This window comes from Noviherbaspirillum malthae (genome assembly GCF_015352985.1).
Lineage (GTDB): Bacteria > Pseudomonadota > Gammaproteobacteria > Burkholderiales > Burkholderiaceae_D > Noviherbaspirillum > Noviherbaspirillum malthae.
In genome coordinates this window covers 71,509-87,891 of the sequence record NZ_JACYXF010000004.1, presented here as the reverse complement: position 1 = coordinate 87,891, position 16,383 = coordinate 71,509, and the positions used below count along the sequence as shown (strand labels likewise).

Annotated in this window: 17 protein-coding genes; 7 read left to right on the top strand and 10 right to left on the bottom strand. The window is 62.2% G+C overall.

The window, feature by feature from the left end; genetic code table 11:
- Positions 1-53 precede the first annotated feature (53 nt).
- Both IGW03_RS08460 and IGW03_RS08455 read right to left on the bottom strand, forming a co-directional pair.
- Entirely contained in the window at positions 54-1,232 is a 1,179-nt protein-coding gene (locus IGW03_RS08460; protein WP_194722107.1) for a YeeE/YedE family protein, read from the bottom strand.
- Positions 1,233-2,147 carry a sulfurtransferase gene (locus IGW03_RS08455; protein ID WP_194722106.1) on the bottom strand — a complete coding sequence of 305 codons (915 nt, stop codon included), beginning with the start codon at positions 2,145-2,147 and terminating at the stop codon, positions 1,233-1,235.
- Between the two features lie 400 nt (positions 2,148-2,547).
- Here IGW03_RS08455 and IGW03_RS08450 point away from each other — a divergent pair, with 400 nt between their 5' ends.
- The 3 genes from IGW03_RS08450 to IGW03_RS08440 all read left to right on the top strand — a co-directional run bounded on the left by IGW03_RS08450 (position 2,548) and on the right by IGW03_RS08440 (position 3,805).
- Positions 2,548-2,988, top strand: a complete 441-nt coding sequence (locus IGW03_RS08450; RefSeq protein ID WP_194722105.1) for a response regulator — start codon at positions 2,548-2,550, stop codon at positions 2,986-2,988.
- A gap of 151 nt (positions 2,989-3,139) precedes the next feature.
- Positions 3,140-3,307 (top strand): hypothetical protein, encoded by a 168-nt coding sequence (locus IGW03_RS08445; RefSeq protein WP_194722104.1) that lies wholly within the window; start codon positions 3,140-3,142, stop codon positions 3,305-3,307.
- Positions 3,308-3,604: 297 nt separating this feature from the next.
- Positions 3,605-3,805 carry a hypothetical protein gene (locus tag IGW03_RS08440; RefSeq protein ID WP_194722103.1) on the top strand — a complete coding sequence of 67 codons (201 nt, stop codon included), beginning with the start codon at positions 3,605-3,607 and terminating at the stop codon, positions 3,803-3,805.
- Between the two features lie 59 nt (positions 3,806-3,864).
- On the opposite strand, the gene IGW03_RS08435 is transcribed toward IGW03_RS08440, so the two are convergent.
- A complete protein-coding gene (locus IGW03_RS08435; protein WP_194722102.1) occupies positions 3,865-4,983 on the bottom strand; it encodes an oxidoreductase in 1,119 nt (372 codons plus the stop codon).
- Positions 4,984-4,991: 8 nt separating this feature from the next.
- Entirely contained in the window at positions 4,992-5,390 is a 399-nt protein-coding gene (locus IGW03_RS08430; protein ID WP_194722101.1) for a RidA family protein, read from the bottom strand.
- Positions 5,391-5,531: 141 nt separating this feature from the next.
- On the opposite strand from IGW03_RS08430, the gene IGW03_RS08425 reads away from it, so the two are divergent.
- Positions 5,532-6,452, top strand: a complete 921-nt coding sequence (locus IGW03_RS08425) for a LysR substrate-binding domain-containing protein (protein ID WP_194722100.1) — start codon at positions 5,532-5,534, stop codon at positions 6,450-6,452.
- 271 nt (positions 6,453-6,723) lie between these two features.
- Here IGW03_RS08425 and IGW03_RS08420 read toward each other — a convergent pair whose 3' ends face one another.
- Positions 6,724-7,770, bottom strand: a complete 1,047-nt coding sequence (locus tag IGW03_RS08420; protein WP_194722099.1) for an IS110 family RNA-guided transposase — start codon at positions 7,768-7,770, stop codon at positions 6,724-6,726.
- Between the two features lie 394 nt (positions 7,771-8,164).
- Positions 8,165-9,730, bottom strand: coding sequence for a hypothetical protein (locus IGW03_RS08415; RefSeq protein ID WP_194722098.1), 1,566 nt, complete (start codon positions 9,728-9,730; stop codon positions 8,165-8,167).
- Between the two features lie 289 nt (positions 9,731-10,019).
- On the opposite strand from IGW03_RS08415, the gene ampC reads away from it, so the two are divergent.
- The gene (ampC, locus tag IGW03_RS08410; protein ID WP_194722328.1) at positions 10,020-11,159 is read left to right on the top strand and encodes a class C beta-lactamase; all 1,140 of its coding nucleotides are present in this window, start codon (positions 10,020-10,022) and stop codon (positions 11,157-11,159) included.
- Between the two features lie 42 nt (positions 11,160-11,201).
- Here the strand turns inward: ampC and IGW03_RS08405 are convergent, their stop codons facing one another.
- The 3 genes from IGW03_RS08405 to IGW03_RS08395 are packed head-to-tail and all read right to left on the bottom strand — an operon-like array spanning position 11,202 to position 13,146.
- Positions 11,202-11,540 (bottom strand): DMT family transporter, encoded by a 339-nt coding sequence (locus tag IGW03_RS08405; RefSeq protein ID WP_228535237.1) that lies wholly within the window; start codon positions 11,538-11,540, stop codon positions 11,202-11,204.
- A 22-nt stretch (positions 11,541-11,562) separates the two neighbouring features.
- A complete protein-coding gene (locus IGW03_RS08400; RefSeq protein ID WP_194722096.1) occupies positions 11,563-12,198 on the bottom strand; it encodes a glutathione S-transferase family protein in 636 nt (211 codons plus the stop codon).
- Positions 12,199-12,210: 12 nt separating this feature from the next.
- Positions 12,211-13,146: a DMT family transporter gene (locus IGW03_RS08395; RefSeq protein WP_323744944.1), complete on the bottom strand. Its 936-nt coding sequence runs from the start codon at positions 13,144-13,146 to the stop codon at positions 12,211-12,213.
- Positions 13,147-13,246: 100 nt separating this feature from the next.
- On the opposite strand from IGW03_RS08395, the gene IGW03_RS08390 reads away from it, so the two are divergent.
- Entirely contained in the window at positions 13,247-14,128 is an 882-nt protein-coding gene (locus tag IGW03_RS08390; RefSeq protein ID WP_194722095.1) for a LysR family transcriptional regulator, read from the top strand.
- A gap of 22 nt (positions 14,129-14,150) precedes the next feature.
- Here the strand turns inward: IGW03_RS08390 and IGW03_RS08385 are convergent, their stop codons facing one another.
- Positions 14,151-15,356 carry an MFS transporter gene (locus IGW03_RS08385; RefSeq protein WP_194722094.1) on the bottom strand — a complete coding sequence of 402 codons (1,206 nt, stop codon included), beginning with the start codon at positions 15,354-15,356 and terminating at the stop codon, positions 14,151-14,153.
- A 95-nt stretch (positions 15,357-15,451) separates the two neighbouring features.
- Here IGW03_RS08385 and IGW03_RS08380 point away from each other — a divergent pair, with 95 nt between their 5' ends.
- Positions 15,452-16,357 carry a LysR family transcriptional regulator gene (locus IGW03_RS08380; protein ID WP_194722093.1) on the top strand — a complete coding sequence of 302 codons (906 nt, stop codon included), beginning with the start codon at positions 15,452-15,454 and terminating at the stop codon, positions 16,355-16,357.
- The last annotated feature ends 26 nt before the right edge of the window (positions 16,358-16,383 follow it).

Here is a 16,383-nt window from a genome sequence, read left to right as displayed (position 1 = left end):
GCCATCGCCGCCGAGAAGAGTGCCGCTGCGCAGATCAGGCCGCTGTCGCCGGATCACCATTGCAGCTTGCGGCGAATCTTCCAACCCAGCCAGAGTCCGCCGAACAGGACGAGCGCAAATATCCATCCCGATGCCGCACCGGCCATGATGCCCGAAAGCAGAGTGCCGACCGTGCAGCCGAGTGCGACCATTGCTCCCCAGCCCATCAGCATGCCTCCGAAAAGAGAGCGGCCGATTTCAGGAAGGCGGGGAAGTTTCAAGCGGTAGTCGCCGGACGATACGGCTGCCGAAAGAGAGCCGGCTATCAATGCAATGATAAATACGCCATTGTTGGACCAGAGCGTCTGCTTGATCGTCGTCGCGCAGCCGGCGAAGCTGTCCAGCCCTTCGAGCCGCTGCGGCAGCCATCCTGTCGTATCGGCGGCCGTACGGGCAATGCTGCCGAGCTCCGCAGTCACGCCCAGCGGTCCTAGACGGAAGTAGGAAAGCACGCCGAGGAAGCCGATCAGCAGGCCGCCCGCATAGGCGGGCCAGCGCCGCTCCCACGGACCGGCGCCGGTTTTTTCCGGCGCGGCATCGGGACTGCGTGCTTCATGCCGCAGCCATAGGCCGGTTGCAGCCAGCGCGAGCAGGGCAAGCTGCAAGGCCAGCGACCCGGCATAGCCCAGATGGTGCGGCAGCCAGATCACCGGCGCTTCCTGAACCGCGGACAGATACAGGCGATTCCAGCTGGCGAATCCGAGCGCAAATCCGAACAGGGCGCCGAGCAGTGCGAACAGCGAGACGACCGCGCCTTCTCCCAGCCGGTACAGGTGTGCGCTGATGCAGGAGCCCGACAAGGCCATGCCAATGCCGAAGGCAAACGCGCCTGCGGCAAGAACCCAGCTCACCGGCCCGATATGGGCCTGCGGCGGCAGGCGGCCCGATGACGGCACCGCCAGGAATGCCCCGAACACCAGGGTGTATCCCGCAATGCCGACCGCGAGCGCTGCGAGGATGCCGAGCAGGCCCCGCGCATCACGGCGCTCGAGAAAATCCCTGGAGACACAATAGAAGCAGAAGCGCGAACGCTGGAGGAAAATGCCAAACACCAGCCCGAACAGCGCCGACAGCATCAGGTCCCGGCCGCCTTCGGAAAGGTTCCCCAGATAACGGGAAAACAGCACTGCCGCCGCCAGCGTCGAGGCAGAAACCGCAATCCGCCCGAGCGGCGGCAACGCCAGTGCAGCCATTTACTTGCCGCCCCAGACGGTGCCGGTGAGGTTGGCGACCGGGACCCCGACGGCGTTGCCGTATTCGGTCCAGGAACCGTCATAGTTGCGCACGTCGTAGCCGAGCAGCTTTTTCAGCGCGAACCAGGTATGGCTGGAGCGCTCGCCGATGCGGCAGTAGGTGATGACGGGCTTGCTGCCATCGATGCCGGCGGCGGCGTAGATCTTCTTCAGTTCTTCCACCGGCTTGAAGGTACCGTCGGCGGCCACTGCCTGGCTCCACGGCACGTTCACCGCGCCGGGTACGTGGCCCGCACGGATGGATAGCTCCTGCACGCCGGCCGGCGCGAAGACCTTGCCGCTGAATTCATCAGGGGAACGGATGTCCACCAGCGCGACGTTTCCTTTCTTTTCCGCAGCGGACACGACATCGGGCAGGCGGGCGCGCAAGGCGTTGTTGGCCGCGCCGACCTTGATGGTGCCGGGTGCGGGCACCTTGGCGACGGCGACCAGCGGACGATTCTCGGTTTCCCATTTCTTGCGGCCGCCGTCGAGCAGCTTTACGTTCTTGATGCCGTAGATATCGAAGACCCAGGCGCCCCAAGCGGCGAACCAGTTGTTGGTATCGCCGTAGAGGACGATGGTGCTGTCGCTGTTGACGCCTGCATTGCGCAGCAGCTTTTCGAAGTTCTGCTGGCTGACGATGTCGCGCTTGACCGTGTCGACCAGGTGGGTATGCCATTCGAAGTTGACCGCGCCCGGGATATGCCCGCGCTCGAACTGCCCGGGATTGACGCTGACTTCGATCAGCCGCAGCTTCGGATCATTGATATTCTTTTCCAGCCAATCGGTACTGACCAGGAACTCGCTCGGCGCGGCGTGTGCAACTCCAAGCAGCAGACTGCTGCTCAGCAGCAGGGCTTTAATCAATTTCATTGGACTCTCCCGGATTAATTTAATGAACTTAAGCAGGTTACAAGTGCGAAATTGATAAGGCAACGAACCTATTTCGTCTTTAATATGCGGAAAATGATGGTTCCGATTCGGCAAGGCCAAGCTGATTGACATGAATTGAATTGAAAGCATTAAGCGTTCAAGTTTTCTTTCCGGGCAGGCAGGAGCAGCTTTCGGCGCAAGGAGGTTCGCTACACCGCTTTGATAGTGTTTCTCGCACTTCCTTTTTTATGCAATCATCAGAACCACCAAGCTCGAAACGCCAGTTTTTCTTCCCGAAATTGACGGGTATAAACTTTGCAACGGGTTTGACAGGGGCGCTCCGTATCTGATGGTTGCTCTGGCTTATTTCAGGCAGTGCGACATGGCATGCGAGGCAGGAATGATGGATAAGACGAAGCCAAAACTGCTGCTTGCCATCCGGCCCAAAGCAGTAACGAGATTGAGCAATGTGCTCGGCGACGAGTTTTCCCTGGTCTTCTGCCATACCGTCGACGATGCGCTGGGCAAGCTCGATGAAGACATCGATGCCATCATCTGCGGTACGAATTTCGATGAAAGCAGGATGTTCGAACTGCTTCGGCGTGTGAAGGACAATCGCGCGACAAGGGACCTGCCGGTCATCTGCATGAAGGTCTTCGGCGGCGTGCTGCACGAAGGCAGTTATGCCGGCGTCGAAAAGGCCGTCGAGCTGCTTCAGGCTTCCGCCTATGTCGATTTCACCCGCTGGCGCCTGGAATTGGGAAAGGCACAAGCGGCGGAGCAATTGCGGGTGCTCATTCGGGGACTTACCTGCAAGACATCGCCCTCGCCTGGGATGTGAGCCGTTTCCATTGCAGAATTGCACCAATTCGGGAGCGGATCACCAAGATGGGGCGGACCTGCCTTTATTTGTCGCGCATTTGATCTAGTTCGATGACTGGCACATTGTTTGCGAGAACATGGAGCATGTATTTGTCGCAGCGAGGTAAGCCATGAACCGTAAAAGTTATCCTGAAGTGGAGCAGCGAGCCAGCCTGAAAGAGGTGATGCGCCAGCCGCCGATGACCCCCAAGGCCTATCGCAATGCGCTCGACAAGCGCATCTCGGCCCGCCGCGCGATCGAGGATATGAGGCTGGCGAAGTCCCTGCAGATCGACTGACAGGCCGTTCTCATTGCTGCTTGCGATGCGGCGCGCATTGCAGGCAGCTTTCTGCCGTTCCCGGATCTGGCATCCCGGGCTCCGTTTCCGCCGTGCCCGCCATTCAAAAAATCCCGCCCCGCATTTCGTCGAACCTGCCTGCCTTGCACGGTGACCGGCATCAGTTTTTCTAAACTCTGCTCCAAGATTTAATCGTTTGTTTATCACGTGCTCCCGCATTATATTTTGGATGCCCGGGCCGGTTTTCTAATCCTCACTGCATCAAGCGCAGTGTCCTTAATCCTTAATGAAAATGTGATGATGAATGCATCAAGACTTCTTATTGCCTGCGCGCTGCTTTTTTCGGGTACGGGCCAGGCACAGACGAGCATTGCAGATACTGGCGCTTCCCAATCGCTTTCCGTGGAAGCGAACGAACTGGTGATTGATACGCAAGGAATGGCCATCGATCTCGATGCCACTGTGCGCGATCCGATACGCGGCGAAAGGAGTTATTGAGGTTGTCTGTGCAACCGATGCATCCGGCTTCGGGATCAATCAGGGAACGCATGTCCCGATCAGTCTTGCATCTCGCAGGGCTTGATATCCCCCAGCGGCGACAGCAGCGACTGGTTGAAAGCCCTCGGATGCCGCCCGTCAGCAACAAGCCGCGGCCAGTCCGGATTGGCCAGAGCGCCTCTGCCCAGCGCGATCAGGTCGGCATCATGCTGCAGCATCTGGCCTGCACGCGCCGGATCATCGAGGCTGCCGTTTGCCATGATGGTAAGCGAGGGCGCATATCTGCGCGCAAGGCTGACGAGGCTTGGACCCGCCGCGCCGAATGCCGGCTGCCATGCTTCGAACTCGGTCACGTGGATATAGTCGAGACCGGTGTCCGCCAGCGCGCCGAAGACCGCGGCGGCGCCGGCTTCGGCCTCCGGCCACTTGTGACCGAAGTTGTTTACCTTGGCTTGCGAGATGCGCATGCCGACAGGCTTGCCTGTGCCGGCCGACCTGCGGACTGCCCGCGCCACTTCGGCGGCGAAGCGGATGCGGCGTTCGATGGCCCCGCCCCAGCCATCGCTCCTGCGGTTCGAGTAGTCGGTCAGGAACTGATCGAGCAGGTAGCCGTTGGCGCCGTGGATCTCGATTCCGTCGAAGCCGGCGACATCGATAGCAAGCGCGGCGGCGCGAGCAAAGCCGTCGATGGCGTCGGCAATATCGGCATCCGACATTGCCCTCGGGGTTCGGTAGGCTCCGGCGCCGCGGTAGACGCGCATCTGCGATCCTGCCGGCTGGATTGCCGACGGCGCCAGCGTCTCCGTCCGGAAGCGGTTGCCTTGGGCCAGCGCGCCTGCATGCATCAGCTGCGCGAACATCTTTCCGCCAGCGGCGTGGACCGCATCGACTATTCCTCTCCAGGCCCGGGCATGGTCGCGGTCGCTGAGCCCGGGCTGGAAGAGGTAGCCTTGCGAGTAAGCGCAGTCGGAATAAATTCCTTCGGTGATGACGAGTCCGAAGCCGCCGCGCGCAAAGCGTTCGTAATAGCGCCGCATCGCTTCCGTCGGCAAGCCTTCGGCCGTTGCGCTGACGCGCGTCATCGGGGCAACGACCAACCGGTTGTTCACATCGATGCGATGTTGCTTCCATGGCGCAAACAGCGCCGCAACGTCGCCGGCCACTGAATCCGCATTCATGCGCCCGCTCATATCGATTCTCCCTCGGCCATCGCAATGGCCTCGATCTCTATCATGGCTTCGGGCGTGTACAGGGCCGATACCTCCACGATGGTGTCCGCGGGGTAGGGCTGGCTGAACCACTTGCGCCGCACTTCGACAATCTTGCCGAAGTGCTTCATCGAGGTCAGGAATATCGTCACCTTGATCACCTTGCCGAGGCTTGAGCCACCGGCAACCAGGGCCCGCTGCAAATTGCGGAAGGCTTGATCGGCCTGCATATCGAAATCGTCGTTGCCGACGATTAAGCCGTCATCCCCATAGCCGGCCTGGCCGGAAATGAAGAGGAGGTTTCCTGTCCGGATTGCTTGCGAGAGGAGGTAGGGAGCATACGGGTCCGGCTCGGTACGTACCTGCTGGATGTTCATGGAAAATCCTTTCAATGGATAAGTTAAAATCATTCGAAAAACGCGGCCCTTTCGCCTGGAGGCAGTATCGAGGAGGAGTGAAGCGTCGACAAATGGCGATTTTTCAGCGCATGGATGAATGCAATTCAGCCATAAGGAAACATGAGAAAACTTCCGCAATTGGGTGCCTTGAGGGCATTCGAAGCCGCCGCGCGCCGGCTCAGCTTCAAGGCGGCGGCAGATGAACTGAACGTGACGCCGACCGCCGTCAGCCACCAGATCCGCTATCTCGAGGAAACCCTGGGCACCAGGCTGTTCGAACGCGGCACGCGGACTGTCAGACTCACGGCAGCCGGCCACCAGCTGTTTCCACCCTTGCGCGACGGACTCGACGCCTTCGAACGCGCAGTCGATGCCGTGCGCCGCCCGCAGGGCAGCAAGACCGCCATCCTGTCCTCGACCGTCGCTTTCGTTGCGCGGCGGCTGGCGCCGCTCGCGGGCTCCTTCCGTCAGGCTTACCCGGACTGGACATTAAGGCTGGATGCGTCCAACAAGACGGTCGATCTGGACGTCGAAGCCGACCTGGCCATCCGCTATGGCCGCGGGGAGTATCCGGGCATGACCGTCGTTCCCCTGTTCCGGGATCAGTTCGCCCCGGTCTGCAGTCCGGGCCTGGGGATTGCGACGATTGACGACTTGCGCCATGCAACGCTCATCCATTTCGAATGGGGAGCCGCCATGCGCGATGACGAGCGCGCACCGGTATGGCGGCACTGGCTGGCGAATGCAGGCATGACAGGAATCGATGCGGAAGCCGGGCTGTCGTTCACCGATGAAATCCATGCGGTACAGGCGACGCTTGCCGGGCAGGGCGTGGGGCTGCTGAGCCTGACGCTGGTGGCGGATGAGCTTGCTTCCGGCGTGCTGATCCAGCCCTTCGGCATGTCGCTGGAGAGTTTCCGGTACGACCTCGTCTACAGCTCGCGCAGGAGCGGGCAGGCTGCGGTGATGGTCTTGCGGGACTGGATTCTTTCGGAGCTGGGCGAACGTTCCGCCGTGCCGAACATGGCGGAACGCAAGTGATCGGTCTTAGAACCTTACATGAACGCCGCCATTTGCCAAGTATAGAAACACATGATGTAGACAGGAATGAGATTGCGAACTTACATTCGGCCTGTCGTTGTGGCTTCGCCACTGGCCATTATGGAATTCGCTGACGACGTCCCCATTTGTTCGCCGAGCTTAATGCTCACGGTTCTAATCGGGTTGATGTCATCCCGGTCCTACCTGTTTGCCATCACTTGTCTCTTACCTACGCAACCTGTTGACGTGCTGTGCTCCTAAAGTGCTTTCTTCAAGCCGGGACGGGTTCTCTGTTGGCAGAGAACCCGTCCCGGAACTCTCGCTCGTGTACCAACATGGCCCACACGATGCGGGCGGTCTTATTGGCCTGTGCCACACACGCGATATTCGTATTGCGCCTTGCTGCCAGACGCGCCAGCCAACTGTCACTTCGTTCCGGTTTATTGGTCGTATGGTGCAATACCGCGCGAGCACCATGGACCAGCAGGCGTCGCAAATAGCTATCGCCACGCTTGCTTATCCCTTGGAGCCGTTCTTTGCCACCGCTTGAATGCTGCTTTGGTACCAGGCCAAGGAATGCCGCAAACTGACGGCCATTTTTAAAGGTCTTCATGTTGTCGGCCACAGTGGCTTCCAATGCCGTGGCGGTGACGGGGCCAATGCCCGGAATCTGTTCCAGCCGACCACATATGCTCGATTGCCGGCATAGCTGCTGGACTTGGCGATCGATCTCTTTAACTTGGCGGTCCAATTCCAGTAAGTGGGAAAGTAAGCGCTGGGCGAGCGCTCGCATGAGAGCCGGCAGCTCATTGGCTTCATCTGCAATAATGCCTTTGACTTGTGTGATCAGCTTGACCATGCCAAGCGGAATGACAAGGCCGAATTCGGCTAGCAAGCCTCGTAGCTGATTGGCCTGTGCGGTTCTGGCTTTGATGAAGCCGTCTCGCACCCGGTGCAAGGCCAAGGTAGCTTGCGCCTGGGGCATCTTTACCGGGACGAAGCGCATACTGGGCCGGCTTGCCGCCTCGCAAATAGCTTCTGCATCGGCTGCATCATGTTTGTTGCCCTTGACATAAGGCTTGACAAACTGGGGAGCCATTAACCTGACGCTATGCCCAAGCGACTCCAGCTTGCGCGCCCAGTAGTGCGCAGTGCCACAGGCTTCCATGGCCACCACGCACGGTTGCAGACGAGCGAAGAAAGGCACTATCTGTTCTCGACGTAACGTCTTGCGCAATACAGGTTTCCCTCGTTCGTCCACACCATGGACTGCGAATACATTCTTTGCCAAATCGATACCAATGGTCGTAGTATTCATGTTGGACTCCTCGCCATTTCGGTGGTTGGTCAGCTCTTCCACTTTGGCACAATGATGCCGTCGGCGCAGGAGTCCCTACATCTCCTTGCGCCTACTCAAGAAGGCGGCGTTCATACCATTTGTTCGGTATCTTTTTGGCATGGTCGCAGTCCCGCAAACCGGTCGAATGCTAGGCGCGGCGACGCGTCGTAGCGGGGCTACGGCAAGGAGCCGCAACACCGCAGGCGACCGGTTTGCGGGACTGCCCGAAGGGTTCGGGCGGGAAGGGCGCATTGCGGCGTTGCGCTGCTTGCACAGGGAACCACCCTGTGCGGCGCACCGCGCCTAGCACTGCATCCCTTCTCGCCCGAACGCCCATGCCAAAAAAATACCGAACAGGTTCTTAAAGCATGCTTTAAGACACTTCCGCCGGAAAGCGCCGCAGCATGCCTTGGAAGAACGCCTTGTCGCTCGGCGGCAGGCCGGCGATCTCCGCCGCGAGCGTGGCAAGCGAGCGCGACGCCGGCCCAAGCTCGCCGGCATGGGTCGCATACCATGCATGTTCCAGCCGGCATCCGCATCGCTGCAGCAGGCTGTAGCGGCTGTCGCCTTGCTGCTGTGCCGACAGCAGGCGGTCGGCAAGCGACAGCCAGTCGGAAACCGGCGGCATGCCGATCCTGAAATCCGCCGACGCATCGAGATAACCGGCCATATCCGCCGGCTGCAAGGGTTGCTGCGCGCGGAATGCGGGCAGCGACGGACGTTCGCCGGCGTCGCAATGGCCGCGCGCGATGCGCATCAGGTAGATCGCGTTCCAGGCCGACTGGCCCGACGTCCCCGAACGCTGCGACAGCCATTCGCTGAGCAGCAGCCAGCGCAGTGCCTCGGGCCGCGCGCCCATGGCATCGGTACCCGGCACCAGGCCCTCGCTGGCAAAGAGCCAGGTCGCCATGCCGACATTCGCGGCCACCTGCTGGGCGGCGTCGAAGGAACCGATCTCGAACGCGGCGTCGAGCGCCGAGGCAAAATGCGCCATCGATTCGGAGGCTGCCTGCTGGCGCACGGGGGAATTCCGGTCGTTGAGCGCATGGGCGCGCCGCACCAGCGCCATGAGGTTGTGCCATTCGAAGCGAATGCGCGGATGATAACGGACCACGCTGGCGCGCGGCTCGATGTCGCGCATTGCGGCCAGCAGCGCTTCGGTCAGCGCCACGTCGCGCTGGCTGTAGGCGCACCATGCGGTCAGTATCTGCTCCATGGCATCCAGATAGCCGCCCTCGTCGGGCCCGGCTTCCTTGAGCAGGCGGCGCAGCCGGGACAGGGTCTTGCGCGCCGCTTCCAGGTCGTCCAGCCGCCGCCAGACCTGGGCTTCGCCCAGCGCCGCCAGCGCATGCTGGGAGCGGCTGACCGCCATCCGCGCCGCGTCCTTGAAGCCGGCCAGCGCGCCGGGATTGCGGTCGGCGCCGGCGTGCTCGGCCATCGTTGCGAGCAGCTGCCCCTGCCTCAGATTCTGCTGGGCCAGCGCATAGCGCATCCAGAAATCGGCCGGCATCGGCATCCCCGCCGCTTCTGCCGGCACCGGCTTGCTCCGGATGTTCAGGAACCGCAGCAGGTCCTCGCGCGTTGCGGCGGCGCCGTCCACCACGCAGGCGATCTTGTCCGCTTCCGCAGGCGGCAGCCAGAACGGCCCCTGGCTGCGCCGGTCCGGATTCAGAAATCGCGGGTCGCTGTCCGCGTCTTCTCCCCAGCCCACCTGGATGCCCCAGCGCGAAAAATCGCGGAAGGCGCGGCTGATGAACATGCGCAGGCTACGCGCATCGGTGAACTGCTGCCGCAGTTCGGCCAGCCTGACGACCTCCGTCGCCGCCTCGTAACGGGCCGCATGGTACAGGCGCACCAGCAGCCACAGCGACTGGTAGGCGGCGCGCCGGCCGTTGACGGCTTGCGGTGCGGTCAACTCGATCAGGGTCGTGGTGTTCATCGATCTGCTTGAAGGCGTGGGCGCTCCATTTTGCCGTGTTTGCCATGCTTGCGGGCTGGCATGTTACAGCCGTTACGGCAGTTGCCGGCGTTAATGCGGCTGCAGTTGCATTAACGCCGGCACGCTTCTTACGATACCGGCTCCAGTCGTCAGGCAAGGCAAGTGCTGCCGGGCTTTACAATGTCCGGCGGCCTTGATGGCTCGCCAGTTAAAAAGGGGAACAATGCATTTCCACTCGAACACTATTGCATCATTCGGGACGCTCGCGCTCTCCGTTGCCTGCTTTTGCATGCCGGCCTGCGCGCATGCCGCGGGCGAGGATGCAACGGCAGACAGGCTGCGCAATACGGTGGACGCTGCCATCGAGCCGCTGCGCCGGGAATACCGCATTCCAGGCATGGCGGTCGCCGTGACTTTCAACGGACGCCGATATTTCTACAACTACGGCGTTGCATCCCGCCAGAGCGGGCAAAAGGTGTCGCAGGATACGCTCTTCGAGATCGGCTCGGTGAGCAAGACCTTCACCGCGACGCTCGCAGCCTATGGAGAGGCGTCAGGGACTCTCTCGCTGAACGATCCCGCCGGCAAGTACTGGCCGGCGCTTCGCGGCAGCGCGCTCGACAAGGTCAGCCTGCTGGAACTGGGAACCTATACCGCAGGCGGGCTGCCGCTGCAGTTCCCGGACGAGGTTGCCAGGCAGGAAGAGATCGCGGCTTACTATGGAAACTGGAAGCCGGACCATGCGGCCGGCACGCATCGCCTGTATTCGAATCCGAGCATCGGCCTCTTCGGTTACCTCGCCGCGCGCAGCATGAACAGGCCGTATGCCGAACTATTGCAAACCGTGCTGTTCCCCAGGCTCGGACTCGACAACACCCATATCCGGGTACCGGAACGGAAGATGGGCCAATACGCATGGGGCTACGCCAGGGACGACACGCCGGTCAGGGTCAACCCCGGGCCGCTCGATGCGGAAGCCTATGGCGTCAAGTCCAGCGCCGCCGACATGCTCGGCTTCGTCGAAGCCAACATGGACAGCTCCCGGCTTGAACAAAAGATGGCGCAGGCGATCGCCACCACCCATGCCGGCTACTTTCGCATGGGAAGCATGGCGCAGGCGCTCGGCTGGGAATGGTATGCCTATCCGGTATCCCTCGATACGCTGATTGAAAACAGCTCTCCCGATGTGGTGCTCAAGGCGAATCCGGTGACCCGGCTCGCTCCCCCTGCAGTCCCGAGAGGCGATGTCCTGTTCAACAAGACCGGTTCGACCAACGGCTTCGGCGCCTATGTCGCCTTTGTTCCTGCAAAGGGAATCGGCATTGTCATGCTGGCCAACAGGAACTATCCGAACGCGGTCCGCATCAAGGCGGCGTATCGGATACTGGATGCATTGGACCAGGAGCTTCCGGCGCCGTCGTCCCGGTAGACGATGCGCTTCCGCAGCCGGATGCCAGATGTAAGGCACTTCTCAGGCACTTCCCGGCAGCAGCTTCAATGCAATCACGCCGCCGATGATGGCGAAGGTGGCCGCGAGGCGCGCCGGATTCAGCGATTCGCCGAACAGGACAACGCCCGCAGTCACCGAACCGACTGCGCCGATGCCGGTCCACACCGCGTAGGCGGTCCCCAGCGGCAAGGTCTTGAGCGCCTGGGTCAGCAAGGCGAGAAAGACGATCAGAGCCGTGATGGAGGCGGCCGTCCAGCCGTGGCGGGTATAGCCGTTCGAGTACTTGGTGCAGATGGCCCAGACCACGTCGGCGATGCCCGATACGACAAGCAGCATCCACGCCGATGCATTGGAAGACATGTTGTTCTCCATTCCGTCTGCCTCATGCAGCATGCTCGCGTATCGCCGGCACGCGTACACCACGCTGCACCGCAGGCCGCTGGGCAACGGCGGCATGCCAGTCCGCGAGGCGAGGGCGGTTGTCCAGACGCAGGCCGAGTTCCTCGATGCCCGCCCTGATCCAGGGCCAGGTCATGATGTCCGCAATGCCGTAGCGGCTTCCCGCGATGTAGGGCGCTTGCGACAGCCTGGCCTCAAGCACGCCGAATACCCGCTGCGCTTCGGCTTCGAAACGATCGATGGCGGCCGGCAGGCGTTCCCGCGCAAAATGCTTGAAGTGCCATAGCTGTCCGAGCGTCGGTCCGACATGAGCCGCTTGGAACAATGCCCAGGACAGGGTGTCGCTGCGCTCGATGTCATCGGCCGGCAGCAGCACGCCCGAACGCTCGGCCAGGTAGAAAAGAATGGCACCCGATTCCGCGACCGTGCGCTGGCGGTCGGGATCGACGAGCACGGGGATCTTGTTGTTGGGGTTGAGCTTCAGAAAGCCGGGCTGATGCTGCTCGCCGGCCTCGATATCGACAAGCCTGACCTCGTAAGGCAGAGCCGTCTCTTCCAGCATGATGGAAGCCTTGTGGCCGTTCGGCGTGGCATAGGTGTAAAGGTGGAGCGGTGTCATGGCGGAATCCGGTTAAAGAAGCTTGATCAATGCGACGCCGGCGAGCAGGGCCGCCGCGCCGGAGAACCTGATGCGGCTGATCTCGCGTTTCGGGAAACGCAGCAGGCCGAAACGGTCGACCACGATCGATGCCGCCTGCTGGCCGGCGATGGTCAGAGCGATGACGGTGGAGGCGCCGATCTCGGGAATGGCAGTGAACACCACGGTGACATAGGCGCTGCCTGCAACGCCGCCCAGCCATCCCCACCAGGGCAGGCTCTTGAATCCGCCGGCTTTCAACGCGGTCGGGGCAGGCCGGGCTCCGCGTATCGCCAGCACCGCAATCACGGCAAGCATGGCGAGCGTGGCAACGGCGAAGCTGACAAAGCCCACTGCGAACGAGGCCTGCAGGTCGTTGCGCAGCAGGGCATTGATCGCGCCCTGCACCGGCAGCAGTGCGCCCGCAACGATGGCGAACGCGAACAGTCCCGGCCTGCCCGCCACCTTCTGTGAGGCTTCCTTGCCCTGCTGGCCGGCCATGATCGCTGCCACGCCCGCGAGTACGCATGCCGCCCCGAGCAAGGCGCCGAGGTCGGGTTCCCGCGGCGGCACGCCAAGCAGCCCGAAAGTGTCGAGCGCCAATGACATCAGCATCTGCCCCGCGATGAGCAACCCGACGGCGACCATCGCGCCGATGCGTGGAAACAGCACGATGGTCGCCAGTACGTACAGTGCGCTGGCCAGGCCGCCGACGGCATGCCACCACGGTGTGTCGGCCAGCCTGCCGAGCGCGCCGAGGGAGCCGGTCGCGGCGGTGGCAGCCAGCAGCAGCCCCGCTCCCACTGCTAATTGGACCGCCGTGGCGGAATATGGACTTCCCATGGCCTTGGACAACTGGGCATTGGCACCTGCCTGAACGGCAAGCACGCTGCCGCCGATCAGGGAAGCAAGTATGAACAATGTTTGCACATGAACTCCTTGGAAAAAGACCGTTATCGGTTGGTATGGCACTTTGGGCTATACTTCGCCGCATAACAATTCACTACCAAGGCATATCGCCTGTGCAAAGATGCAGGACCGAGACTGGGATGACCTGAGATACTTTCTGGCAGTGGAACGAATGGGCTCCCTGTCTGCAGCCGCGCGGCGGCTGGGCGTCAACCATTCCACCGTGCTCAGGCGGCTCGGCAGCCTGGAGCAGCAGTTGGGCGTGCGGCTCTTCGAACGCACGCCTTCCGGCTATTTCATGACGGCAGCCGGCGAGGAACTGCGCAACCGGCTCGGCAATGTGGATGAACAGATCGAGTCGGCGCAGCGGCATGTTGCGGGCAGGGATACCGAACTCTCGGGCGTCATCCGGATCACGACGACCGATACGCTGGCCTTCGGACTTCTCACGCCGCTGTTCGTGGAATTCCGGACATTGCATCCAGGGATAGAACTGCAGGTCATCATCAACAACGCGTTTTCCAGCCTGAGCAAGCGCGAGGCGGACATCGCCGTGCGTCCGAGCAATCTGCCGCCGCAGCACCTGCTGGGCCGGCGTGCCGGCCGCCTTGGCTCATCGGTCTACGGATCGGCGGACTACCTGAGCGAGGCGCCGGGGGCCGATCGCCTTGGCGAGCATGCCTGGATAGGATTCGACGACAGCCTCGCGCATCTGAGCCAGGCGCACTGGATGGAGCAGCAGGTGCCCGCCGACAGGGTGGTCTACCGCGTCAACAGCCTGTTCGGCATGGCGCAAGCCGTGCTGCACGGTGCCGGGCTGGGCGTGTTGCTGGACGTGCTGGCAGAACCGCACAAGACGCTGCAGCGCATCGGCCCGGGAATCTCTTCTCTTGACACCGAGGTCTGGATACTCATGCATCCCGACCTGCGTACCAGCGCCCGCTTCAAGGCCATGAACGATTTCCTCTACGAGCGGCTTGCCGGGCATCCCCGGCTGCGCTGAGTGCCTAACTGCCGGCAGAAACTCAAGCGGTCAGCGATTCATTCGATGGACAGTTTGCGGGCCGCTTTTCCGACCGCCTGCCGCCATCCTCGAGCCTGATGCTCGCCAGCGCGACCAGGACGGCAATGCCGGGCAGGATGGCCGCAGCCCAGGTCACCGAGGCCAATCCGGGGCCGTGGTCGACCACGACGCCGCCGAGCCACGCGCCGAGCGCATTGCCGAGATTGAAAGCCGCGATATTGAAGCTTGATGCCAGGCTCTCCCCGGCGCCGTCCACCTTCTGCAGCACCCACATCTGCAGCGGCGGAACCGTGGCAAATGCAGTCAGGCCGAGCAGGGCGACATGCAGAACCGCCCAGGCCTTGTGCGGCAGCGCCCATGTCATCGTCAGCAAGACCAGGGCCAAAACTACGAGCGTACCGATGACCGTCGGAACGAGCCGGCGGTCCGCGAGCTTTCCGCCGACCAGGTTGCCGATGATGAGGCCGCCTCCGAACACCAGCAATACGGGCGAGACGGCCGAATCCGCAAAGCCGGTAATGCGCGTCAGGATCGGTGCGATATAGGTGAACACGGTGAAAACACCGCCGAAACCCAGGACCGTGGTCAGCAGGCCCAGCAGCACCGGCCTGCGTCGCAGGGCGCGCAGCTCGTCCATGACGCTGCTGCCGGTATCTGCAGCGGAGTCTCGTGCGACGAATGCACCGAGGACTGCCAGTGCAAGGAGCCCGACCGCGGTGACCGCCCAGAAGCTTGCGCGCCAGCCGTAGGCCTGCCCGAGCCAGGTTCCTGCCGGCACGCCGAGGATGTTTGCGACGGTGAGCCCGGTGAACATGACCGCAATGGCCGATGCCTTGCGCTCCGGCGGGACAAGCGTGGTGGCCACCACCGATCCGACGCCGAAGAAGGTGCCGTGGGCAAGGGCGGTCAGGATGCGGGCCGCCATCAGCATGGCATAACTGTCGGCCAGCGCGCAGGCGGCATTGCCGATGGTGAAGATCGCCATCAGGCTCATCAGCACTGTCTTTCTCGGCCAGCGTCGTGTGGACAGTGTGAGCAGCGGCGCGCCCAGCACCACGCCGAGCGCATAGCCGGAAATGAGCAGTCCGGCGGCAGGCACGGACACGCCCAGGTCCTGGCTCACTTCCAGCAGCAGCCCCATGATGACGAACTCGGTCACACCGATTCCGAAAGCGCCGGCGGTCAGCGCGAACAATGCAACAGGCATGTGGATTCTCCATGAACGATGAGGCGGCATCTTGAACGAAATCTCATTGTTGAAATAGACTCCAGCAAGCAAAACATTTGTGAAATCAATTCAACATGGCAAGACTCGACGTCAACCGCTTCGGTGAAATGGAAATCTTCGTGCGGGCAGTGGAACTGGGCAGCTTCACGGCCGTCGGCAGGGAATGCCAGATGACGCCTTCCGCCGTCAGCAAGCTGATCGCACGCCTCGAATCGCGGCTGGGAACCCGGCTTCTCAACCGTTCAACGCGCGCGCTGCAGCTCACGCCGGAAGGCACGACCTTCTATGAACGCAGCCTGCAGGTGCTGGCCCAGCTGGACGATGCGGAACGCTGCGTGTCCACCAGCGCCGAACCGAGAGGGCGCATCCGCGTGAATGCCAACGTACCCTTCGGTGAACATTTTCTGCTGCCGCTGGTGCCCGAATTCCTGCAGCGGTATCCCAGGATCACGCTCGAGCTGGTGCTGCAGGACCAGGTGATCGATCTGCTGGGCGAGCGCACCGATGTCGCCGTGCGCGCGGGGCCGCTCAAGGATTCGCGACTGGTAGCGCGCAAGCTGGGCGAAACCCGCATGATGATCGTGGGCGCGCCATCTTATCTCGAACGGCACGGGACGCCGCGCAAGCCAGCCGACCTCGAGGCGCATAACCGGCTCGGATTCAATTACTCACGCATCAGTCCGGGATGGCCGTTGCTCGGCAAGGACGGGCCGGTTTCCTTCCTGCCCAACGGGAATGCAAGGGCGAGCAACGGCCAGGCACTGCATCGCCTGGCTCTGGAAGGACTCGGCCTGGTGCGGCTTGCGAAGTTCCAGCTCATGGACGACATCAAGGCCGGCCGGCTGGTGCCGGTGCTCGAACGCTACAACCCCGGCGATGTCGAGGAAGTGCATGCGGTTTACCTTGGTCACGGAGGAAACCTGCCCGGCCGGGTGCGGGTCTTCCTTGATTTTCTCGCCGAGCATGTGCGCTTTCCCTGACAGTGCAACTGCACCGACATGATTCA